Source organism: Bradyrhizobium sp. CCGUVB14 (assembly GCF_024199935.1).
Taxonomy (GTDB): Bacteria; Pseudomonadota; Alphaproteobacteria; order Rhizobiales; family Xanthobacteraceae; genus Bradyrhizobium.
The window spans coordinates 3,109,665-3,128,173 of record NZ_JANADS010000001.1; the positions used below are offsets into that span (position 1 = coordinate 3,109,665).

The following is an 18,509-nucleotide window of genomic DNA, read 5'->3' on the forward strand; positions in this document are numbered from 1 at the left end:
TTACGCATCGGCTGTCAGTGACGGTTATGCGCCATGTTGAACCGTAGCACCTCCTCGAAGACGCGATTTCGCGCCTTTGCATCTGTGATCAATGCCGAGGCGGGCATAACGTAGAGATGCAGTGGAATATCGTCCGATGCTCCGATGACGAAGTCATCGTAGACAACTCGTTCACTCAAAGAGAATACGTCTTTGAACCCAGTTCTCTTCATGTCTGTGTAGAATTCGTCGTCAATCTCAACCACTGAGAAGGCAAAGACCTCTCTTACCGTTTTGATCCGGTCAACGAGTTCAGTGGCGTACAAGCGGCACTGGAGGAGAGCCTTGTTGTTCTCAAAAATATCCGCGCCGGGCTTCTTAAATTCGACGATGACAAGCTTGTTTGGGCGGCCTTCGTTGTCCTTAGAAAAGAACGCCGCAACGTCGGGCTTGCGTTGCTGCTTCGATTCCGTCTCCGCACCAACTTCGCGGACTATTCTTGCCAAGGTCTCATCGCTATAGATGCTGCTGTAGGACAGGAATTTGTCGTCCACCAGCCAAACGTTGTTTTCGCGGATGTCGTCTCCGTCGCTTCTCTTGCGAAGGATCGCGTTGTGGAGAACGTCTTCCGCTGACTCTCGCGGCATTTTGGCGAGTGAATCGATCAGCAGAGCGCGATGGATGATGAACCGCGCCAGGTCGTCACTGGCGAGGTGGGAAATATCGTCGAAATCGACCTTCCGGCCTTCTTCTATGGCCTCGACGATCTGGTCTTCGCGTCTCGCTTGTTGCGCTCTGTAGGTTTTGACGATTTCGTCCGCGTCAAGCATGGCGGCATCCCCGTGCAGCGACTCGATCGTGATGAACGGGTAGTATTTCTTCAATTTGTCAATGTTTCCGAGTTTAAACGCGTCAATATCCCCTTCCGCCGTCTCGTTGATCATGGCTAGGCATTCCTCGTGAATACGCGGCATGAGCTTTTCGCGGCTAATCTGCGACACAAGATCTGTATCTGCATCGGCCTTTGGTATTTCGAGTTTCTGGCGTTCGATATTGGAGCTTCGGTTGAGATAATTCGAAGTGATCGAGATCAGGTAGCGGCAAATGTCGAACCGCTTGCTAATCTGATATTCCTCTACGCAAAGTTCATCCGCGCAAAGCATTGCAACGATGCCTTTTCGCGGCGCATCTTCCCGAAAGAGGTAACAATCGAAGATCTCACCGCTGACCTCAAAGGTCCTAGTCTTCAAGGCCTCGATGTGTTCGCCCGAAAATATGAAATCCTCAGTGAACGGCTGCTTGGAGTTATGAGTGAACTTGATCGCTATAATTTGGCCAGCCTGTTTCTTCAGAAACAGCAAAAGCCGCAGATCGTCGCACATCGAGTTGACGAGCTTAGCGACCTGTGTGTTGATCTTCTCCCTCAGGTCGGTGAGGGTGATCGTCGTTTTCTGCGACCCGGATGAGGTCGTTCGCTTAACATCGTCCGGCTTGAAGTCGGGCGTATAGCGAAATTCGACTAGCTGTGTTGAAAGCTGGCTCCGGATCTCGACCCGATTGGCATACTTGAGGAACGCAAGGCGGCCGACACCTTTGCCGCCGATATCGTCCTTGTGGCCCGTGCAGATCTCGTCGAAATAATTAAGATTGTCCTGCGTGAAGCCCTCGCCGTCGTCGGAAATAGTTATCCTGTCGAGGACCGTGCGCTCTTCGTCGCCGAACAACCCCGACTGCCTCTCGAACCACAGATCGACTGAAATGGTTCTTGCGCCGGCGTGGATCGAATTCGTGACGCCCTCGCGGATGACGTCCCGCGCTGTGACGCCGCCCTTATAGTGTTCGGCAATAAATTTCTTTAGATTGATCCGGGCCATAACGACTGTTTAGTGAAGCGGACTAGGGCAGGCAAGTGCACCGCCAGAGTGGCAACAAAAACTCCATACTTCAGATGAATCATGATCATAACATGCAACGGGCGAACCTGGCAGCACAAGAGCTGTGTGCCGGCGGCTGGAGGGCGCGGGCCACCTCCGCCTTCCCATGTCACCCGGCTTCACTACCCGGGTCTGGCGCTCATAGCTGCCGCGCTCAACATGGCTGCGGTCATAGCCCCCACGACGGGCCCACCGCGCAGGCACTTTAGGCCAGGCCCGAATTGAGCGGACTGGGTGTCGATGACATGCGTCCCACTTGGCGACCCCATGCTTGCGGGCAAGACGGTTGCGCAGAGCCTTTCCCGAAATATGTATAGTGGAACGGCAGAAGGGCTGAGGCGCGCCGCAGGCGGCGGCAGAACGGAGCATGATGGCCGATCTCAATCTTGCCGATCGACTGAAGCGGATTGAGCAGCTCGAGGATGAGCTGATGCGAAAAGGTGCGGGGATCCTCGGCGCCGGGGCCGGCCTCTCGCATGCCGACTTCTTCATTTTTGGCGCGATGCGCCGGACGTTGGCGCACGGCCGCGGTTTCCGAGACCTTATCAATGCTCGCAATTTTCCCTGCGCCGCCGCTATTTTGCGTCTGCAGCTCGACACGGCAATGCGGGTCAATGCGCTGTCGATTGTCGATGACGTGGATTCGGCGTGCAGGGCCGTTCTTGACGGCGAGCAGTTCAACCGGCTCAAGGACCGGGACGGGAACAAGCTATCAGACGCGCATATTCGTAAGAAGCTCGCGGAAACGCATCCGTGGATCAGCCCGGTGTATGAACGCACCTCGGACTTCGTGCATCTATCGGGCAAGCATTTCGAAGTGTCGATCGCCCACACGGACGATGAAATGCGCATGGCGTACTTCCAGATCAGCGGACATGATCCTCAACGACGTGACGAAACCTACTTCGAGGCCGTCGACACTTTCTTCGACGCGACTAAACTGGCGGGGATGTTGCTTCTCGCCTTCTGGACGGCGCGCCATCGGCGGGAAACTGTGATGGCCTCGATGCCGGAGGACGGCGCTTGAATCGTCGTGAGCGGCAACGTCCTGACATTCACGTCGCAGATTGGCACGAGGACTGCTTGCCGTCCCCGGGCCAAAAGGGGGGGATATTGCAAACAAGCGATCAGTTGCCGCGCATCTTCCAGGCCAATCTCGCGCGGCTTTTTGAGCGGGTGATTCAGCCCGCAATGGAGGCGCTGCCGGTCCACGCGTCGCTCGAAAGCGGCGAAGCGGCGACGATGGAGCAATTTCTCGATCGCGCCGCAGCGCAGGTCGATAACTATACCGCCAACGAGGCGGCTAAGGCGTTCAGCCTGACGCTCGCCGCGATCTTCGAGCGCCAACTGAGCATCTGGGCGCGGGCCATCGATCGCGGCGATGCTATCGACCCGCCGAAGTCGCGCGGCTTCCAGGATTTTCTGACGCTCTGCGCTGAACACGCCGGCATTGACCTCGAGCAGGGCGCGTTGGGGGCTGATCTGACCGAGATGTTCATGGCCGCCAATGTCGTTCGCCATGGGGAAGGCCCTTCTTGCGAGAAACTGAAGACGATCGCACCCGCGCTGTGGGACGATGCTGCCAACGACTATCGCGATCTCCTGGCGGAGCCGCGGATCGCGAGCGAGCACCTCAGGATCCGGATGCGCGACCTGGTTCGCTACATTTGGGCGACCACGCGGTTCTGGGGGTTGGCCGATCCTCTGCCGATGGCCGTGACCGATCCGCCGTATCGGGTCGCAAGGGGCGGGGACATCTCATGACCGACGCCGAGGAATTTGACGATGAGCGAGACGATCAGCCCCGCTATCGCGCGGTCGCCGAGATCGGGACGAGTGATCTTTATGAAGCTTTGATCAGTTTGGCCGGCTTTGCCGAGAATCCTTACCTTGCGATGCAGGCGAGCCAGCTTTGCCTCGTCGACAATACGCTGAACGCGCTCGAAGATGAGGTCATGAGCCATCAGTTCGATGACGAGCTCCCGCGCGGGAAGATCGCGTTGCTGGGCGCGCTCTCGCCGATGTGGATCTATGCCGCTTACGAGTTACAGCGGACCTGGCGTCAACGATGCGAGGAGGTCATCAAGCTCGCCGAGAATTCGGGTATCGACCTCAAGGCTGCCCATCTGGAACGAGCACTGGGATATCGCCACTACGATCGCGAGCTGCGCGCGCAGCAACTGCGGGACGCCCAACAGCGGCCCGAGCTTGTCGAGCAGATGCGGCTCGACCTGCGGCGGACGGAAATGGGCTTCACCACGCTCGAATTCATCCGGGTGGCGCTCGCTAAGCATGAGGTGAGCAAAAAGGGCAACAAGAAGCCAATCGCGTTCGCGCCAGGTCTTGCGCGTCTGAATCGCTGGTGCGGCTCGATGGAGTATGAGTTGAGCAATGGTGGTGCGATCATCAGCTACGTCACGCGCCGAGACATCGCCGAGACCATCCGGTTCATCCCAGAGGCGGAGAATCCGAGCGACGAGGATCTGGCCGGCTTCCGAGCCTATATGAACCCGCCCGATGTCGAAGCGCTTGGCGGTTGATGGGATCATGAGCGACCAGCTACCACCACGACCCGGGAAGACCAAGGCGTTCGACTTGCTCGCGTCGGTGGCCGCTTTTGCGCGCGAACACGCCATCGCGCTGAACGATCCGTCGCTGGTGGAGCGATTCATCGCCGACGCTGGCCCCAAGCTGAAGGAGGCATTGGCAGACCCGACTCTGATCCATGGCTCGCGAACCGAGCGCCTGTTCGAGGCGACGGTCCTCAGCCTGGGGCGTTTTCGTTTACTGAAGACTGAGGACGCCGGCCGCGTTCATGCCACTGGTACCTTCCGCGCTCCGGATTTCCGGGTGGTCCTCAACAAGGGCGAGCAGTGGCTGGTCGAGGTCAAGAATGTCCGGAGCAAGGAGCCGTTCAAGCAGGAGACGCGGATGTCCGCGGCCTATCTGGCTTCGCTGCAGGCCTATGCGGACATGGTCGGAACACCGCTGAAGCTGGCGATATTCTGGTCGCTGTGGAACATCTGGACGGTCATTTCGCCGGATCGCTTTCGCACTAAAAATGGCGGTCTTCGAGTCACGATGAAGGATGCGGTTCTCGCCAACGAGTCCGAGCGGCTCGGCGAGGTAATCATCATGACCAAGCCGCCGCTGCGGCTTGTGCTTGGGGCTGCGACCGATATGCCGCGTTCGCTAAGCCCTGAGGGGTTGGCCAACTTCATCATCGGATCCGCGAAACTCTTCAGCGGTGACGTCGAGCTGACCGATCCCCGGGACCGAAAGCTCGCAGAGGTGCTTCTGTTTTATGGCGAGTGGTCCACCGAAGGTCCGCTTGCAGTTATCGACGGCGGCGAGTTCGCAGGTGTCGAAATCGTCGCCACGCCGGAAGAACCTTCCGACCAGGGTTGGGATGGCATTGGCTGGGCGAGCCGGATTTTCAGCCGTTATTATGCCGCGCAGACCATCGATGGCGACCAGGTCATCCAGCTCCATGGCGAGGCGGCGCCGGAATGGTTTGCGCCGCTATCGGATTGGGATTTCAAGAATAGCAAGTTGCCGCTTTTGCTGGGCCGGGTTCAAGCGCCGGGCGATCAGGCGGCCTGCGATCCGGAGTTGTCTGCATGACCCCCCATTTCTGCGGGCATCGTCTGGCCGGGCTGCTTTCCCGCGTCGGCTTAGTCGTCATCAGCCGGCGGCTCAGGGGGCGGCGGCACCCAGCCGTCGGACTGCAGGAAGGTGAGAACGGAGTATGTCGAGATCTACAAATCCAGAGTCCATGGTTTTCTATCCAGGGAGTGGGAGTGGAAATCAAGCCTTGTGGCCTTCGCTAACCTCGGCCTGCGCGGATCGCTGTTTAAAGATCATCTTAGCCGGAGTGTCTGACGCGAGTTCGAATGGCGCCCACGTCATGTCATCGATGAGTCGGTCCCGCCCACATATCATGTGCCGGACTTTTGGAAAGTGCGCGAACTGGCCCACGACGCTACGGTTGAAGCCGTGCGCCAGCTCGATCGGCATCTCCCCGTTCACGAAGGCTCCGCCGAAGTCGCCGACTACGACCAGGATCAGCGTGTGCGGGTCGACCGCCAGCATGCGCTGGAACGGCACCATTCCCGGGAGGGGCAAATCCATCGCGGCATGTGCAGGAGCGGGCGCGGGCAGCACGGGTGTGGTCGAAGACCGAAGCGGGATCGGTGACCGTGCCACCTGGATCAGCGAACGGTCATAATCGTCTGCGAACGAGCGCAAGGCCATCGCGTTGAACATGAGCTTCGCAAGGTCCGGGTTGGCGCGCAGGGTCGTGTACATCTCCCGTTCTTCCTCGGTGAACTCCATCTCGGAAGAAGGATCGGCCGCCATCGCGGCGAGCTCTGCGCTCGTTTGAAGATAGTGGGGTGTGCGGGCCTCGAGATGCCGAACGAGAGAATAGAGAATAGGCCGGTCGGTCTGGTCGAGGTCTGCGGAGCGTCCAGCGACGATCTTGGCCCAGGTATCGCTCCGACTGATCGGCGTCTCGACCGTCCGGTTGATATCCGTCTCGACCGAAATCGGGCGATTGCCCTGCATGTGTACGTAGAAGTCGCGCTCGTACCCGATGCTCTTGATCGAGCGCTCCATCCACACGGCGACGGTTCCCTCCTTAGCCAGAGTGGTTACCTTCGTGCGCGCCTCGTCGATGGCGAAGTTACGGAGGAAGAATTGTGGAACGACGTGATGGTCGCGTGGATCGTCCATCGGAAACTGCCCCCCTCATCCCAACGTTGATAGGACTTCTCCTGACCGATCCCTGATCGGCCGCAGAAACGCCTGTTACTCCGGTCCCGTTGTCCTTCGAGCGGGAGCGTCGCTACGACAACCGCCGGCTCTACGGCGAACGCACCATTGAGGGTGCGACCAGCGTCGGTAAAGCCAAGTGGTCGCCCCGTGGGCGGTCGCGCTTTGAACTGTATATCCCGTCGCGACTGTGATTGCGCGAGCCACGAACCATTGGTTGAATAATCGAATGGTTATGCACCGTCTCACGCTTGGCTACGTCTGGAACCAGAAGCAAATACCCGTCGTGCTGCGTCGAACCGGACGTGGTGAGAAGCTCCGGGTGCGACTGCCATTCGCCGAAGGTAATCGGCAATGGCTGCAGAACGGCCGGCGAACGGAGCCTGAATGGATCGGCGGCGATCATGCGTATTGGGAGCTGCCAAAGGCATGGTTCAACGACTGCGTCGATCAAGCGCTGCTGCGATACGGCAAAGTCTATATTATCCAGCCCTACCGCGAGCAGGAGATCTGCGCGCGGGCGTGCCAGGAAGCACTGGGACATGAATGCCAGTGTTCTTGCATGGGCGCCAATCACGGCATCGGCAATGATGGAAGCTGGTTTGAGGTTTCCGACACGTTCTCGACCCGCTGGGGGGCGCGCGAACTCGCCTGCCGTTTGCTCACGGCCCGGTAAGGATGAATAGCTGATGAGCCGCCTACGTCATCGGGCAACGGATGAATTTCTCGACCGCGCCATCGAGAAACACCCGCTCGATGTGATGTCCGGCGCCTTCAACGAGACTGCGTGCCACCATCGGCAGCTCCCGAACCGACCGCTGGACGTCATCCATCGCGATCGGTGCGTCGCTTTCCGGCAAATCGATCCGTGTGACGTTGTTTTTGCCGACAAGCAGATAGGCCTGGCCGAGCGCATTGCGGGATTGCGCGCGGGCGGCCGCATTGAATGAGCGCATGAACGCCCAATCCTTGATGCCGCCGTTGCGCGCCCGCTCATCGACAGTAAAAGTGGACTCACCTGTTCCCAGGCTCAGGATACGCACGTCCTCGCGCGCAATGTTGAAGCAGGCCAGGGCGTCGACCAGGGCATTCACGACCGGATTGTTGGCCCAAATGCCGCCATCGATCATGATGTACCCGTCGTCCTCGACACCGGGGTAGTAAGACGGGGCCGCTGTCGTATGGAGCGCCACGTGGGCGAACTTCTTGTGGCGGTCCTTCTGGTAGTCCGGGTGGTGCGGCGTCTTGTAGAGGAACGGCTCGCCGTGGCGCCCTTCGAAGCTCGGGATAACCAGACGGGTGACGGCATCGTCGAGCACCTTGTCGCCAAAGATCCGCAGCAGCTCCTCTCTGAGCGCGGCCTGGTCGTGCTTCGGCTTGAACACCCAGCGCAGCGCCCTCGACACCTTGCCGAGCCCAGCAGCCGGCGGAAAGATACGCTCACCGCGCTCAAGATAGATGTTCAAGGCCTGCCCAGCCGTCATCCCATGGGCAAGGGCGAGCGCGATGATGCCGCCCGTCGAGGTGCCCGCGATCATGTCGAAGTGATTGGCGATGGAGGCGCCGCTCAGGAAGCGGCTTTCGAGTTCGGCCAAGACGGCTGCGGGAAAGACGCCGCGAATTCCGCCACCGTCGATCGACAGGATGCGGAACGGGCGGCCCTGCGGCCACGGCTGCTTCAGGCGAGCATGTTGGATCGTGCCGTCGGATCGGCGCGGCGGAATATAGTTCATCGCATGGTCTCCCTTGCCTCGCCGAGGTCCTGTCCGGCGTGGCGACCACCGCCGGTCCAGCGCCCGGTCATCAACCAAAGTTCGTAGCAAGCGAGCCAGTCGAGCGCCCAAGGCACGGTTGTGCTTGCGATTGTCATCGCCGGTGTCCATTCCCTTTCACGGGGGTCGAAGAGGCAAAGGGTCGGATCCTCGGCCGGCGGATAGACATGGGGCAGTTGCCCCTCGGAATTGCCGGGTAATCGGATCAGCTCCGGCGTGAGCACCCGCACCTCGGGAAACTCCCCAAGCTCGTAGCGGATCTCCAGCGAGTAGCCTGAATATTGCGGCCTCACACTTCCCACCCACCGCGCTGACTGAGCGCGGCGGTTGACGCGGCGCGCAGCGAACTGCGGCCAGGCCGCCTTCATCGCGGCGACCTGCTCGTCGATGGAGAGGATCGCCTCCACCATCAGATCTTCCGCCCGAAGAAGGTGTGCGGGCGCGCCACCGAAACCGCCGGATTGACGATGGGTGCCGCGACGGCGGCGGCCGAGGGCAACAGCACACCGCCCCGCCGTGTGTAGAGCTGATGGGATTGCTGGATGCCGCCACCGATCTCGGTGGCGATCTGGTCGGCGGCCCGGGTCACAACGCGGTCTCCGAAGTTCTCGCGCAACGCGTCCATCATCGTGTTGGGGAACATCTCGCCCTTTCGCATCGCCTCAAGCGAGCGGACCATCTCGCGCAGATGCCCGGCGAATTCGTCCTGCTGAGCAATGGATTCCGGCCAGCGGTCGGTAAAGACGTCGGCCTCGCAGACCGGATTGGCGATATGCAGGAGCCGTCCGTAAAGCGAAGCCTGCTCAATGTCGCGGATGATCCAGCTCGCGAGGCGAACGAGCATGGTGCTGAGCGACATGTTCGGCTGCGCGGCGAGCCCGGCGTAGTAGGAGAGCATCACCGACGGCGGAATGCGGCCGGTGTAGCTGGCGTAGCGAATGTTGCGGAAGCGCTTGAGGAGCTGGAGGGCGAGCGTCGCAGTGTTCTTGACGATGAAGTCGCACTGATCGGGAACGTCGTCCACATCTGCGTCGGCGCGAGCGGCAAGGCCGGCATGGTCGAGCCACCGTCGGTGAAACTCTCTCGCCATGCGCAATTCGAGAGGCGTCCTGCTCGCATACCATTGCGCGAAGCCGTAGGCGTTCATGTCGACGAACCGGTCGTCGACAGTCCTGCGCGGACCCTTGGCGTGGGTGATCAGGCTCTCGCGATCGAGCCTGCCGTAGACGCGTTGCGACGGTGTGATGTCGAGGTGCATCTTGTCCGCGTAAAACAGGGTAACGCAGCGCGTCTGCCGCAGCACCCGCTGCACGGGATAGTCGGTGAGCGCGGCCTCGAGCTCGGTCAGGATTTCAAGCGGTGCCATGCCGCGAAAGCGGCCGCCGAGCTGCGAGACGATGTCGAGATCATACTCATCGTCGGTGCCGCGCGTTGAAATCGTGGCATCGATCGCCATGGAGCCCTGCGGGTAGAAGTGCTCGATCTGGTCGAAGAAGGCGGTCGTCGCTTCGAGATAGCGGCGGACAGCCTCGTAGCGCGACTTCGCCTTGTCATGCAGCGAGGGCGGGAGCTGAACGCTGAGTGCAATCTCCGCGAGGATGCGGTCGAGAGGGTCGTCGAAGGGATTGAGGCCGGTCAGCGCAAGCTGGATGTTCACATTGGTCTCCGCGGCGGGCTGGGTTGCGTCTATGCATCTCGGGACCGCCCCGCGCGGTGTTCGGGATGATATATATCTTTGTGCGTCTACTCCGAACAAGATGGCCAGCTTGAATGCGCCTGTCAAGGGACATACAATATCGCTACTCCGAACACGAGGCGGGGTGGATTGATTGGAAGGACTTGCTATGAAATTTGGTCAGCGGATCAAGGACTTACGAACGAAGAAAGGCCTGACCCTCGATCAGCTCGCGCAAGAGACCGGCTCGTCGAAGAGCTATATTTGGGAGCTGGAAAACAAGAATCCCCCTCGGCCGTCCGCCGAGAAGCTGTCTGCGATCGCTGGCGCACTCGGGGTGACCGTTGACTACCTATTCGGCGCCGACAAGCAGACGCTCAGCGAGGCGGAGGATACCGCCTTCTTCCGGCAGTATAGCGGCCTCCCGGAGGAGACGCGCCGGCAGATTCGGGAGATGGCCCGGATTCTGGACACAAAGACGCGCAAATGAGCGAATCGAGCCGTTTCCGGCCGCTGAAAGAGGCGGCGCGCATCACGCAAATGCTCGACCTGGTCCTTGGATCGGATCGGTTCGATCGCGCCCCTGTCGACGTGATCGGTCTTGCGCTCGAGTACTCTCGCAAGGTCGCGCCCAACAGCCCCATCCACGAGGTCGTCGAGCGCGACATCCCGGGCTGCGTCGGTGCCTTAGTATATGGGGAGGCTCGACCGCGGCAATGGGCCATCATGTACCACGTTGGTCAGTCCGACGGGCGCCGCTCGTTTACAGTAGGACATGAGTTCGCTCACTACGTCCTGCACCGAGAGTTGATCGAAGAGGATGGGCGGTTCGACGGCGGCATTTATTGCGACGAGAACGTGGTGGTTCGTCGGGACGGATCCGGCATCGAGCAGGAAGCCGACGAGTTCGCCGCCGCGTTGCTGATGCCGTTTCATGACTTCCGTCGCCAGCTGCCCGCCAAGGCTCGCGCCGATTTCGAAGCGCTCGGTCGACTGGCAAAGCGCTACGGCGTTTCGCTGACAGCGGCGATCCTGCGCTGGCTCGAATACACCGAGACGCGGGCAATGATGGTGGTATCGAACGAGGGGTTCGCCCATTGGGCCAAGCCCAGCAAAGCGGCGCTTCAGTCTGGGCGCTATATCCGCACAAGGGACGCTGTGTTCGAGCTCCCGCTGCAGGCCTTTGCGGCACGACGCGACTATTCGGACGCGGCGCTGACCGGCGTCATGCAACAAGCCGGCGTGTGGTTTCCGGAGCCGGTATACGAGATGTGCCTTCGCTCCGACCGCTACGATCAAGAGATCACGGTGCTGCAGTTTGAAGCGGACAGCCCACGCTTTCAGGAGGAAGAAGAGCAGAATGACGTCTTCGACCATTTTATGCGGAACGGACAGGTTCCGGATCGCTAACGCTTGAGCGGATCAGCTTATGGATTTTGTTCATATCGCCATTTCTGCCCGCCTGGCCCACGGCGATCTCGTCGCCGGCGACGCTGCCCTTGAAGCCCGCCCTACCGATGACGGCATCAGGCTCATTCTGTTGAAACAGCTTCTGCTGTCCTGCGCGAACGTCGCCGATCTCGAGCTGATCTGTCGTGCGCTCTACAAGGACCATCCGGCCATTTCCGAGATCATCACGCCGCATCGGCGCAACTTCGAGTTCGCCAAATACATCCGGAATATCGCGGTTGGTCACGTCAACCCGGCGCTCAGTCAGAAGACCCTTGAATGGCGGCCCGAGCTCAACGCCGTTCTGACGAAACCCGGCGCGCCGGCCGAGGCGTTTCTTGGCTATGCGGTGTTGGAGAGTGCGATCAACACCTTCGTGGATCGCGAACGACACCGTATTTTCGACAGCGACACGGACCTGGCATACCCGCCGGACTTGACCCGATTCCTCAATTTCTTGGGGGCGACCGTGCATGTCGGAATCGCTTACTGCGCTGCGGTGGCCGCCGCGGCGCTCGGGCACGCCAACCTGCCCGACTTCAATGAGAACTGGCTGGAGTTGTCCGCGAATGCAGGCGCCACGGACTTCGCCTTCATTACGCGCAAGGGATAGGGATGGTTGACGACTTGGACCACCTCGACGACCTGCCGAAGCATGACGCCAATCATGTCGCGGAAGAGAAGGCGGAGACGGCCTTCCAGGGACGGCTTACGGCGAGCGGCCGCTTTATCCTCCAACGCGCCGACCGCAAGGACTATGGAACAGACTTTGAGATCGAAGTCGTCGATCAGGAGCAGGCGACCAACGTCAGAGTCCACGTGCAGCTCAAAGGGACCGAACGCCCGCTCAACGCGGATGCCTCTCTCAGCATCGAGGTCAGCCGCTCGAATCTGAATTACCTGCTGATGCACCCGCACAGCTTCTACGCCGCTTATCACATCCCGACGTCGTCGCTACGCATCTGCCCAGCGGAGGCTGTTCTCCACCAATACGAGCACGCGGGAAAAAACTGGACCCACCAGCAATCGCTCACTGTCAATTTCAGTGACGAGCTGACGAACGCGCGGCTGGATCGGCTGGCAACTTTGGCTAGATCTGCGGCGCGGGCGGCGCGCGATCGTCGGATCGAGCAGACCCGGGCGGCAACTGGCGACGTCGCTGGTCTCGTTCGGCGCAGGATTCCCGATATCCATGTTCCGGACGATCCGGCCCTGGCCGGTCAAATCCTTGAGCAACTCTACAATCAGGACGCCGACGCAGTGATCAGCGCGGCCTTCGATCGGTTTGAGGCAGTGTTCGGGGTGGGCAACGAAGCCATGGCCCCCGCATACATGGCTGAGGTCAATCTGGGGATGGCCGGGTTAAGTCGGTCGCGCGCCCGGATCGAAGACGCCGTGACGTTCTTCAGGAATCAGCTCGACCTGGGCCGCTACGAGCGGGGCAGCCTTTCCTACACGATCGGCAACGCCTTCTCGGCGCTCGGCCAGGAGGAGGACGCCAAGGCGGCCTACGAGGCGGCTCTCGCCGATCTCGCGTTCGCCAATACGCCGGACCTGGCCTCCCAGGGTCACAAGAACCTCGGTACGAGCTTTGAGCGGCTTGGAGACGAGAAGCGAGCAGTCGAGCACTATCGCGAAGCCTTGCGGCTGAACCCGCACCTTCCTGAAGGCCACAATGCCTTGGCCCAATTCCACGTGCGCCAGGGCGAGTGGAAGAATGCCCTCGCGCATCTGGATCAGGCCATCTTCACCGACCCTACACGCGCTAAGGCGGCTCGCGTTGCAGGTTGGAGGGCCAACGTGCTCTTCAACATGGGAGAGGGGAGCACGGCGTTCCGCGAGATCAACAGCCTCCTGGTGCAAGCTGACTGCGAGCTATGGATCTGGCCGTTTTTCGCACGGCTGGTCGCGAGCTTCGGTCGGACAACGACGGAGAATGCGCGCCAGGCGCTCGGTTTCTGGCACCGCTATGTCGGCGCTCACCCCGAGAGCTCCGGAGGTCGTCGCGAGCTGCTGTTAGCGACCTTGTACCTGCGAGCGGAGGGACAGGATGTTGGCCGGACCTACGCGGAATTCCGGGCTGAGTTCGAGCGCCAAATAGAGCATATCGATGTCCAGGATGAAGCCGCCTTCTTATGGGATCGCCTTGGGCACTGGGCTCAAGATGAATCGGGCTGGGCCGAGGCGGAGCGCTGTTTTCGGAAGGCCTACGATCTAGCGGGCGGTCACTACGGCTACTGTCTCGGGACAGCCCTCAACTTTCTCGGTCGGTTCGAAGAGAGCCTGCCGATCTTGCGCGAACAGGCCGAGCGCATCCAGTCTGACGCCATGAGCTGGTTTCAGCTCGGCGCGGCCTACGGCGATCTTGGCCAGTCCGCGCAGGCCATCGACGCCTATGAGAAGGCGCTCGCGCTCGATCCCGACTATGACTTGGCGATGTTCAATCTCGGCGGCGCTCACTGGAACAGCGGGGAGAAGATTGAGGCGTTGGCGGTTTGGACCTCAGCCATCGATCGCTACCCAGATCACGAGCTCACTGCCAAACTCCGACGTGATATGCCGATCTTCTTTCCGCCTAAGGGACGCGCGTCCTGACAGCGCGATCGTGGATTGTTAATCGAAGTTCGGGTCCGGATAGCGCTCCTCGATGACGTTGCGCATGATGTTCCACCAAACGTTCTCAATTGTGTAGTCCATCGGCTTCATCTTGCGAGGCGCCCAATCGTCGAGAGTGCTTGCCATTCGAACGTGCCCGAGAGTTTTGATCGGCGACTCCCTCTCGGAGGGCTTGCCCGAGCTGACCGACAGATTGGAAACGGTGAGCGTGCTCGGATCGTATTCGAGAGATGCCTGCAGGAAATCGCCCTTGTCGGTCAAAGGATGATCTGTGGTGTGCGAGAGGAGAGCCTCCTGCAGCTTCTCTCCCATGGAGATGTAAGGTTCTAGGAGGCTCTCCGCTTGCAGGCCCTTGCGCCAGCGATCGTGCGTATCGAGAGCATCGGGAAAGTCGCCCCAGTGGAAGTCGGACCTCCCTCCGAAGGTGATCTTACCGTATCCATCGATATGGTATCGGAGGTTATCCATCAGTTCGAGCGCGCGGCGTGGGTCCTTCTCGACCAGCACGGCATCGATAGCTGCCAACACCTCTTCCATTTCGAAGACGATCTTCCGCAGGCCTTCCTTTTGCTCCACGAACATCTTCGGAATTTCGCCGACCGGATTTGGAAGCGGAAGTGTCCAGGAGAAATCAATGTCGTCTTCGCTGAAGCGTCGATAGGGGATGTTGAGCTGGTCCAAGAACGCGGCGGACTGATAGTAGGTCTGGCTCTTCAAGCTGTGCTCGATTTGATCGAGTGCGAGTTTGCGCGATTTGACCCGGTAGCTTTCCTGGAGCGCCGCGGTACCGACGACGTAGCTTTCGGGTGAGTGGCTCGCGCTGAGGGACAGCGTATCGGCTATCTGCCGCGCTGACAGGAGATACATCTCGCCGTCATCCTCTTTTCCAACGTGGAGAAGCGCGAAGAATCCTTCGAGCGGAGTGCCGCGGGCGTCGACGACATAGCTCTTCGGTATGTGATGTGTGGTGCGGCGGTCCTGCAAGTATTTGGCTTGGATCACGCCGACCCGAGGCGGAACCTTGTCCGTGAAGCGCTGTGTCGTGGTGCGGCGTTGGATGAGGAAATCGGCGCCGTCGGTGTCGACGCTACGCTCTAGCACCCAGAAGCGGTCGATCAGAAAGGAGCGCGTGCGCGCTTCGCCGACCGTCCCATTTTCCATCACCTTGAGCCAAGTTGGCCAACTATCTTCCATGGTTGAGTCCTATGCCTCGCCAAACGCCGATCACTAACGGTCAGGGAGCCCGTCCACTAGGGTTGTTCGGCTTTCCACCGACGATGAAGCTCGCGAAGCTTTGCTTCAGTCGAAGCGAGCTGGTCATCGTAATCCAGCCCATTGGGGCTTCGAGACGCTATCTCAGCGGAAGCGATAACGAGGCGCCATGCGGCGTACTCATGAAAGGGATTGAGCCCGATGACATTGCCAAGCGCGAGGTTGCGGGGTTCTGGCGCCAACAGGAGCTTCGCGAACGCTGCAACGGCTGTGTTCATATCCCAATCGGAGACGAACAACATTAAAGCGCACAGCGCGAGCAACGCGACTGACGGGCTTTTCCAGCGATATACTTCCATCCGACCCTTGCCGAAATCGATGCCACCGTTTGTGGTGACGAAGGCGCAGAGCGAGATCGCGGCCTCGTAATAGGGCTGGAGTACGTTGGCATTGAACACCTCGCGGCCATGGTTTTTCCGGGCGAGCTCGCTCGCCTGCCGCCATGTCGCGTCCTCGAAAGGTATTATGCCCCCCTTCACCAGATCAAACAGATGAAGGTGGTCCTCTGTGAATTGCTTTTTCGCGGCGGCCTTCCAATTGAAGGCCGGCATCTCCGCCTGGGATGGGTGAAACTGCCAGCGCTGATGGTAAGGATGGCGCTGAAGCGCGTGTGCCCAGGAAATCGCCTCTAGCGGCATCGATACTGTGAAACGGGTGTCGGATTTAAGGTCGAAGAACCACTGCCGCATGTCCCGGATACGACGTTGGTCAAATATTCCTTGCTCGATGCCTTTGCAGACGAGGAGGCGCACGGCTCGCGTTTCCGCGCTTTTCTCCGATCCGAAGTCGATGAGGCTAACCTGGGTCGTACGAGTTTCGTCGTCCCCGTAGAATTCGCAGAAAGGATGGTGGGCGTCGCCGCCGTCAGGGTCGACAAACCTGAAATGGACTTGACGGAGAATTGCCCTAGATGCTCGCGACCGTGCCGCGCGAACGATGCGAGCTCCAAATTTGCCGCATGATGAACATTGAATGTCGGCGCGGATCGCATCGCCAAACGCGGTGAGAATTTCAGCTCCGTCGTGATCCTGGGTTGGTTGTGTGCCGGTCATCAGGACCGCGAGTTGGTCGACATCGAGTTCGCGCGCGAACCTCACAGAATATGCAGTTGCTGGCATTGGCCCCCCAGCCACGTATCGTTATGCGACGGGCGACGAATCGAACGACGCGGAGATATAATTTATCGATTTCAGCGTTGAAATCAGTATCGGCTACTATTTCGAGCATTCCTTGTGCTGCCATCAAGTCAAGTACAAGATTCAGGGCTTTGGTGACGGGCAGCGGCGGTCTTTGCTTTAGATCCCTGACGAAGGCGGTGTAACTCTGCGCATCAGGAGCAGTGGCCGGATTCGGTGTCCTCGCGCGGCGAGGGGCGGGGTTCTACGGCCGAGACGTCATGCCGCCGCGTTTAAGGGCTTCGCGCAGGTATTCGAGCTTCAGGAGCGCATCCCCGGCGCCCGCATCGGGACCGTGGACAAGTTCAAAGACCCGAGGCCCCCCCCCGTGATCTATTCGATGACGACATCCAGTTACCTGGACGCTCCCCGCGGAATGGAGTTTCTCTACAGCGCTTATCGATTGAACGTTGCGACTTCTCGAGCAGAAATGCATCTGCGTCAGTAGCGTCTCCTCGATTGTTCGAGGTGGAATGCAGAACACCCCGCCAGATGCAACTTGCCAACGCGTTTTGTCGGTATCTCGAGCTCGCGACGCATCTCTAATCGGCTTTAAGCTCTGCGGAGCCTCCTGCTCCCGGCACACTGGCAGTCCCAGATGTAAAGAAAGGCGGATTTTACAGCCGTTTCCGGACGATGGCCCAGCTTGGTGTCGGTTTCGTCAGTCAAGCTGCCGGTCCGAGCTGATCTTCCTTCACGCCGCGGGCAACGATCTGGAGCGCTCCATCCGGAAGCGGCCGCTGCAACTTTAGGGCCTCGTCCACAGGTGCCGTCATCCATGTTTCGACTTCCTCCGGCGTCGTCAAGATCACCGGCATCGCCTTGGGATGGACGGCGCTGACCTCGGCGTTCGGCTCCGTCGTCAGGAACGCGTAGAGGTCGTTCGTGGTCTCGCCTTCCTTGACCTTCCGGACCGAAGTCCAGTTGGTCCAGATGCCGGCGAAGCAGGCGAGGGGACGGCTCTCGTCGAGCGCGAACCAGATGTCGCCGCCTTCGGCCTTATTGAACTCGCTGAAGGAGTTGAACGGCACTATGCAGCGATTTTCGATTCCGAGCCAGCGGACCCAGTGTTTGCTCTTCACGTTGCGGATGTTGGTCGTGCCGCCGTCCGGCTCCATCCGCAGAAGTTCCTTGAAATCGACCGGCTTGCCCTTGGCCTGCAGCTTTTCGGCTCGTTTCTTGGTGGCGTCCATCAGCGCCTTCGATGACGATGGCATCCCCCATCGCGCCGTGGCGAGCTCGCGGCCGTCGGCTCCGTTCCGCACAATCGGTGCTGTGTAGTCGGGAAACACGCCGGGCATGGGGGCCAGATTGCCAACGTATCGGTTAACGATGCGAAACAGCGCACTAATGGCGGCCTGGTTTGTCGTGATCGAATAGAGATTGCACATCAGTCAAGCTTCGGTTCGAGGATGGCGAGGCTGCCAAGCCAGTTGTAGCAGAGTCGCGGATGGACGCCGGCCCGCCTTGGCGCATTTGCGGCAGCGCAAACGGCTGGCGAGATCGTGCACGAAGGTGGTCGGCGGGTGCTTCATCGCCGCAAGGTCGACGTCACTCGGCGTCTTGCAGCGCGTGCACCTGATCTCGAGCCAAGGGAAGCTTCCGTTCACCGCCTGGTCGATGGTAGGCGACGGATCGATCGGTTCGCCGTCGCTCCACATCCGCTCGTTCCAGCTTTCGCAAAGCAACCTGTCTGCTTGCTGAATCATGGCCTCGCCTTTGGCTCGCATCTCCGCCGATTGGGCAGCAAGCATGTTGGCCATCGCGCGTGCTTTGCCGAGCTCCTTTGCCAGAGCCTTGCGATCGCCGCCCGACAGGGGCGTAGGGTGATACTTCGGGGCCATCCGGACCATCCAGGCGCAAG

General features: G+C 60.2%; 18 protein-coding genes. 9 read left to right on the forward strand and 9 right to left on the reverse strand.

The window, feature by feature from the left end:
* Positions 1-14: 14 nt before the first annotated feature.
* Entirely contained in the window at positions 15-1,853 is a 1,839-nt protein-coding gene (locus tag NLM32_RS14310) for an ATP-binding protein (protein WP_254129607.1), read from the reverse strand.
* Between the two features lie 427 nt (positions 1,854-2,280).
* Between NLM32_RS14310 and NLM32_RS14315 the strand changes: the two genes are divergently transcribed.
* The 4 genes from NLM32_RS14315 (at position 2,281) to NLM32_RS14330 (ending at position 5,537) form a co-directional block, all read left to right on the forward strand.
* Positions 2,281-2,940 (forward strand): hypothetical protein, encoded by a 660-nt coding sequence (locus NLM32_RS14315; RefSeq protein ID WP_254129608.1) that lies wholly within the window; start codon positions 2,281-2,283, stop codon positions 2,938-2,940.
* 86 nt (positions 2,941-3,026) lie between these two features.
* Entirely contained in the window at positions 3,027-3,677 is a 651-nt protein-coding gene (locus NLM32_RS14320; protein WP_254129609.1) for a hypothetical protein, read from the forward strand.
* Positions 3,674-4,453, forward strand: a complete 780-nt coding sequence (locus NLM32_RS14325; protein WP_254129610.1) for a hypothetical protein — start codon at positions 3,674-3,676, stop codon at positions 4,451-4,453. Before NLM32_RS14320 ends, NLM32_RS14325 begins: the two co-directional genes overlap by 4 nt.
* A 7-nt stretch (positions 4,454-4,460) precedes the next feature.
* Positions 4,461-5,537, forward strand: coding sequence for a hypothetical protein (locus tag NLM32_RS14330; RefSeq protein WP_254129611.1), 1,077 nt, complete (start codon positions 4,461-4,463; stop codon positions 5,535-5,537).
* Between the two features lie 183 nt (positions 5,538-5,720).
* Here the strand turns inward: NLM32_RS14330 and NLM32_RS14335 are convergent, their stop codons facing one another.
* Entirely contained in the window at positions 5,721-6,647 is a 927-nt protein-coding gene (locus NLM32_RS14335) for a DUF4238 domain-containing protein (protein ID WP_254129612.1), read from the reverse strand.
* A 268-nt stretch (positions 6,648-6,915) separates the two neighbouring features.
* On the opposite strand from NLM32_RS14335, the gene NLM32_RS14340 reads away from it, so the two are divergent.
* Positions 6,916-7,362, forward strand: a complete 447-nt coding sequence (locus NLM32_RS14340) for a hypothetical protein (protein WP_254129613.1) — start codon at positions 6,916-6,918, stop codon at positions 7,360-7,362.
* 22 nt (positions 7,363-7,384) lie between these two features.
* On the opposite strand, the gene NLM32_RS14345 is transcribed toward NLM32_RS14340, so the two are convergent.
* The 3 genes from NLM32_RS14345 to NLM32_RS14355 are packed head-to-tail and all read right to left on the reverse strand — an operon-like array spanning position 7,385 to position 10,115.
* The gene (locus tag NLM32_RS14345) at positions 7,385-8,419 is read right to left on the reverse strand and encodes a CBASS cGAMP-activated phospholipase (RefSeq protein WP_256568451.1); all 1,035 of its coding nucleotides are present in this window, start codon (positions 8,417-8,419) and stop codon (positions 7,385-7,387) included.
* A complete protein-coding gene (locus NLM32_RS14350; protein WP_254129615.1) occupies positions 8,416-8,868 on the reverse strand; it encodes a hypothetical protein in 453 nt (150 codons plus the stop codon). The genes NLM32_RS14345 and NLM32_RS14350 overlap by 4 nt, the downstream gene beginning before the upstream one ends.
* Positions 8,868-10,115 (reverse strand): nucleotidyltransferase, encoded by a 1,248-nt coding sequence (locus NLM32_RS14355; protein ID WP_254129616.1) that lies wholly within the window; start codon positions 10,113-10,115, stop codon positions 8,868-8,870. Before NLM32_RS14355 ends, NLM32_RS14350 begins: the two co-directional genes overlap by 1 nt.
* Before the next feature lie 187 nt (positions 10,116-10,302).
* On the opposite strand from NLM32_RS14355, the gene NLM32_RS14360 reads away from it, so the two are divergent.
* The 4 genes from NLM32_RS14360 to NLM32_RS14375 are packed head-to-tail and all read left to right on the forward strand — an operon-like array spanning position 10,303 to position 14,177.
* A complete protein-coding gene (locus NLM32_RS14360; protein ID WP_254129617.1) occupies positions 10,303-10,623 on the forward strand; it encodes a helix-turn-helix domain-containing protein in 321 nt (106 codons plus the stop codon).
* Positions 10,620-11,543: an ImmA/IrrE family metallo-endopeptidase gene (locus NLM32_RS14365; protein ID WP_254129618.1), complete on the forward strand. Its 924-nt coding sequence runs from the start codon at positions 10,620-10,622 to the stop codon at positions 11,541-11,543. The genes NLM32_RS14360 and NLM32_RS14365 overlap by 4 nt, the downstream gene beginning before the upstream one ends.
* Before the next feature lie 19 nt (positions 11,544-11,562).
* Positions 11,563-12,195 carry a hypothetical protein gene (locus NLM32_RS14370; RefSeq protein ID WP_254129619.1) on the forward strand — a complete coding sequence of 211 codons (633 nt, stop codon included), beginning with the start codon at positions 11,563-11,565 and terminating at the stop codon, positions 12,193-12,195.
* Between the two features lie 2 nt (positions 12,196-12,197).
* Entirely contained in the window at positions 12,198-14,177 is a 1,980-nt protein-coding gene (locus tag NLM32_RS14375; RefSeq protein ID WP_254129620.1) for a tetratricopeptide repeat protein, read from the forward strand.
* 18 nt (positions 14,178-14,195) lie between these two features.
* Here NLM32_RS14375 and NLM32_RS14380 read toward each other — a convergent pair whose 3' ends face one another.
* The 4 genes from NLM32_RS14380 to NLM32_RS14395 form a co-directional block, all read right to left on the reverse strand.
* A complete protein-coding gene (locus NLM32_RS14380; RefSeq protein WP_254129621.1) occupies positions 14,196-15,392 on the reverse strand; it encodes a hypothetical protein in 1,197 nt (398 codons plus the stop codon).
* Between the two features lie 56 nt (positions 15,393-15,448).
* A complete protein-coding gene (locus NLM32_RS14385; RefSeq protein ID WP_254129622.1) occupies positions 15,449-16,588 on the reverse strand; it encodes a hypothetical protein in 1,140 nt (379 codons plus the stop codon).
* 722 nt (positions 16,589-17,310) lie between these two features.
* Positions 17,311-18,036 carry an SOS response-associated peptidase gene (locus NLM32_RS14390; protein WP_254129623.1) on the reverse strand — a complete coding sequence of 242 codons (726 nt, stop codon included), beginning with the start codon at positions 18,034-18,036 and terminating at the stop codon, positions 17,311-17,313.
* A 3-nt stretch (positions 18,037-18,039) separates the two neighbouring features.
* A complete protein-coding gene (locus NLM32_RS14395) occupies positions 18,040-18,489 on the reverse strand; it encodes a hypothetical protein (protein WP_254129624.1) in 450 nt (149 codons plus the stop codon).
* Positions 18,490-18,509 lie beyond the last annotated feature (20 nt).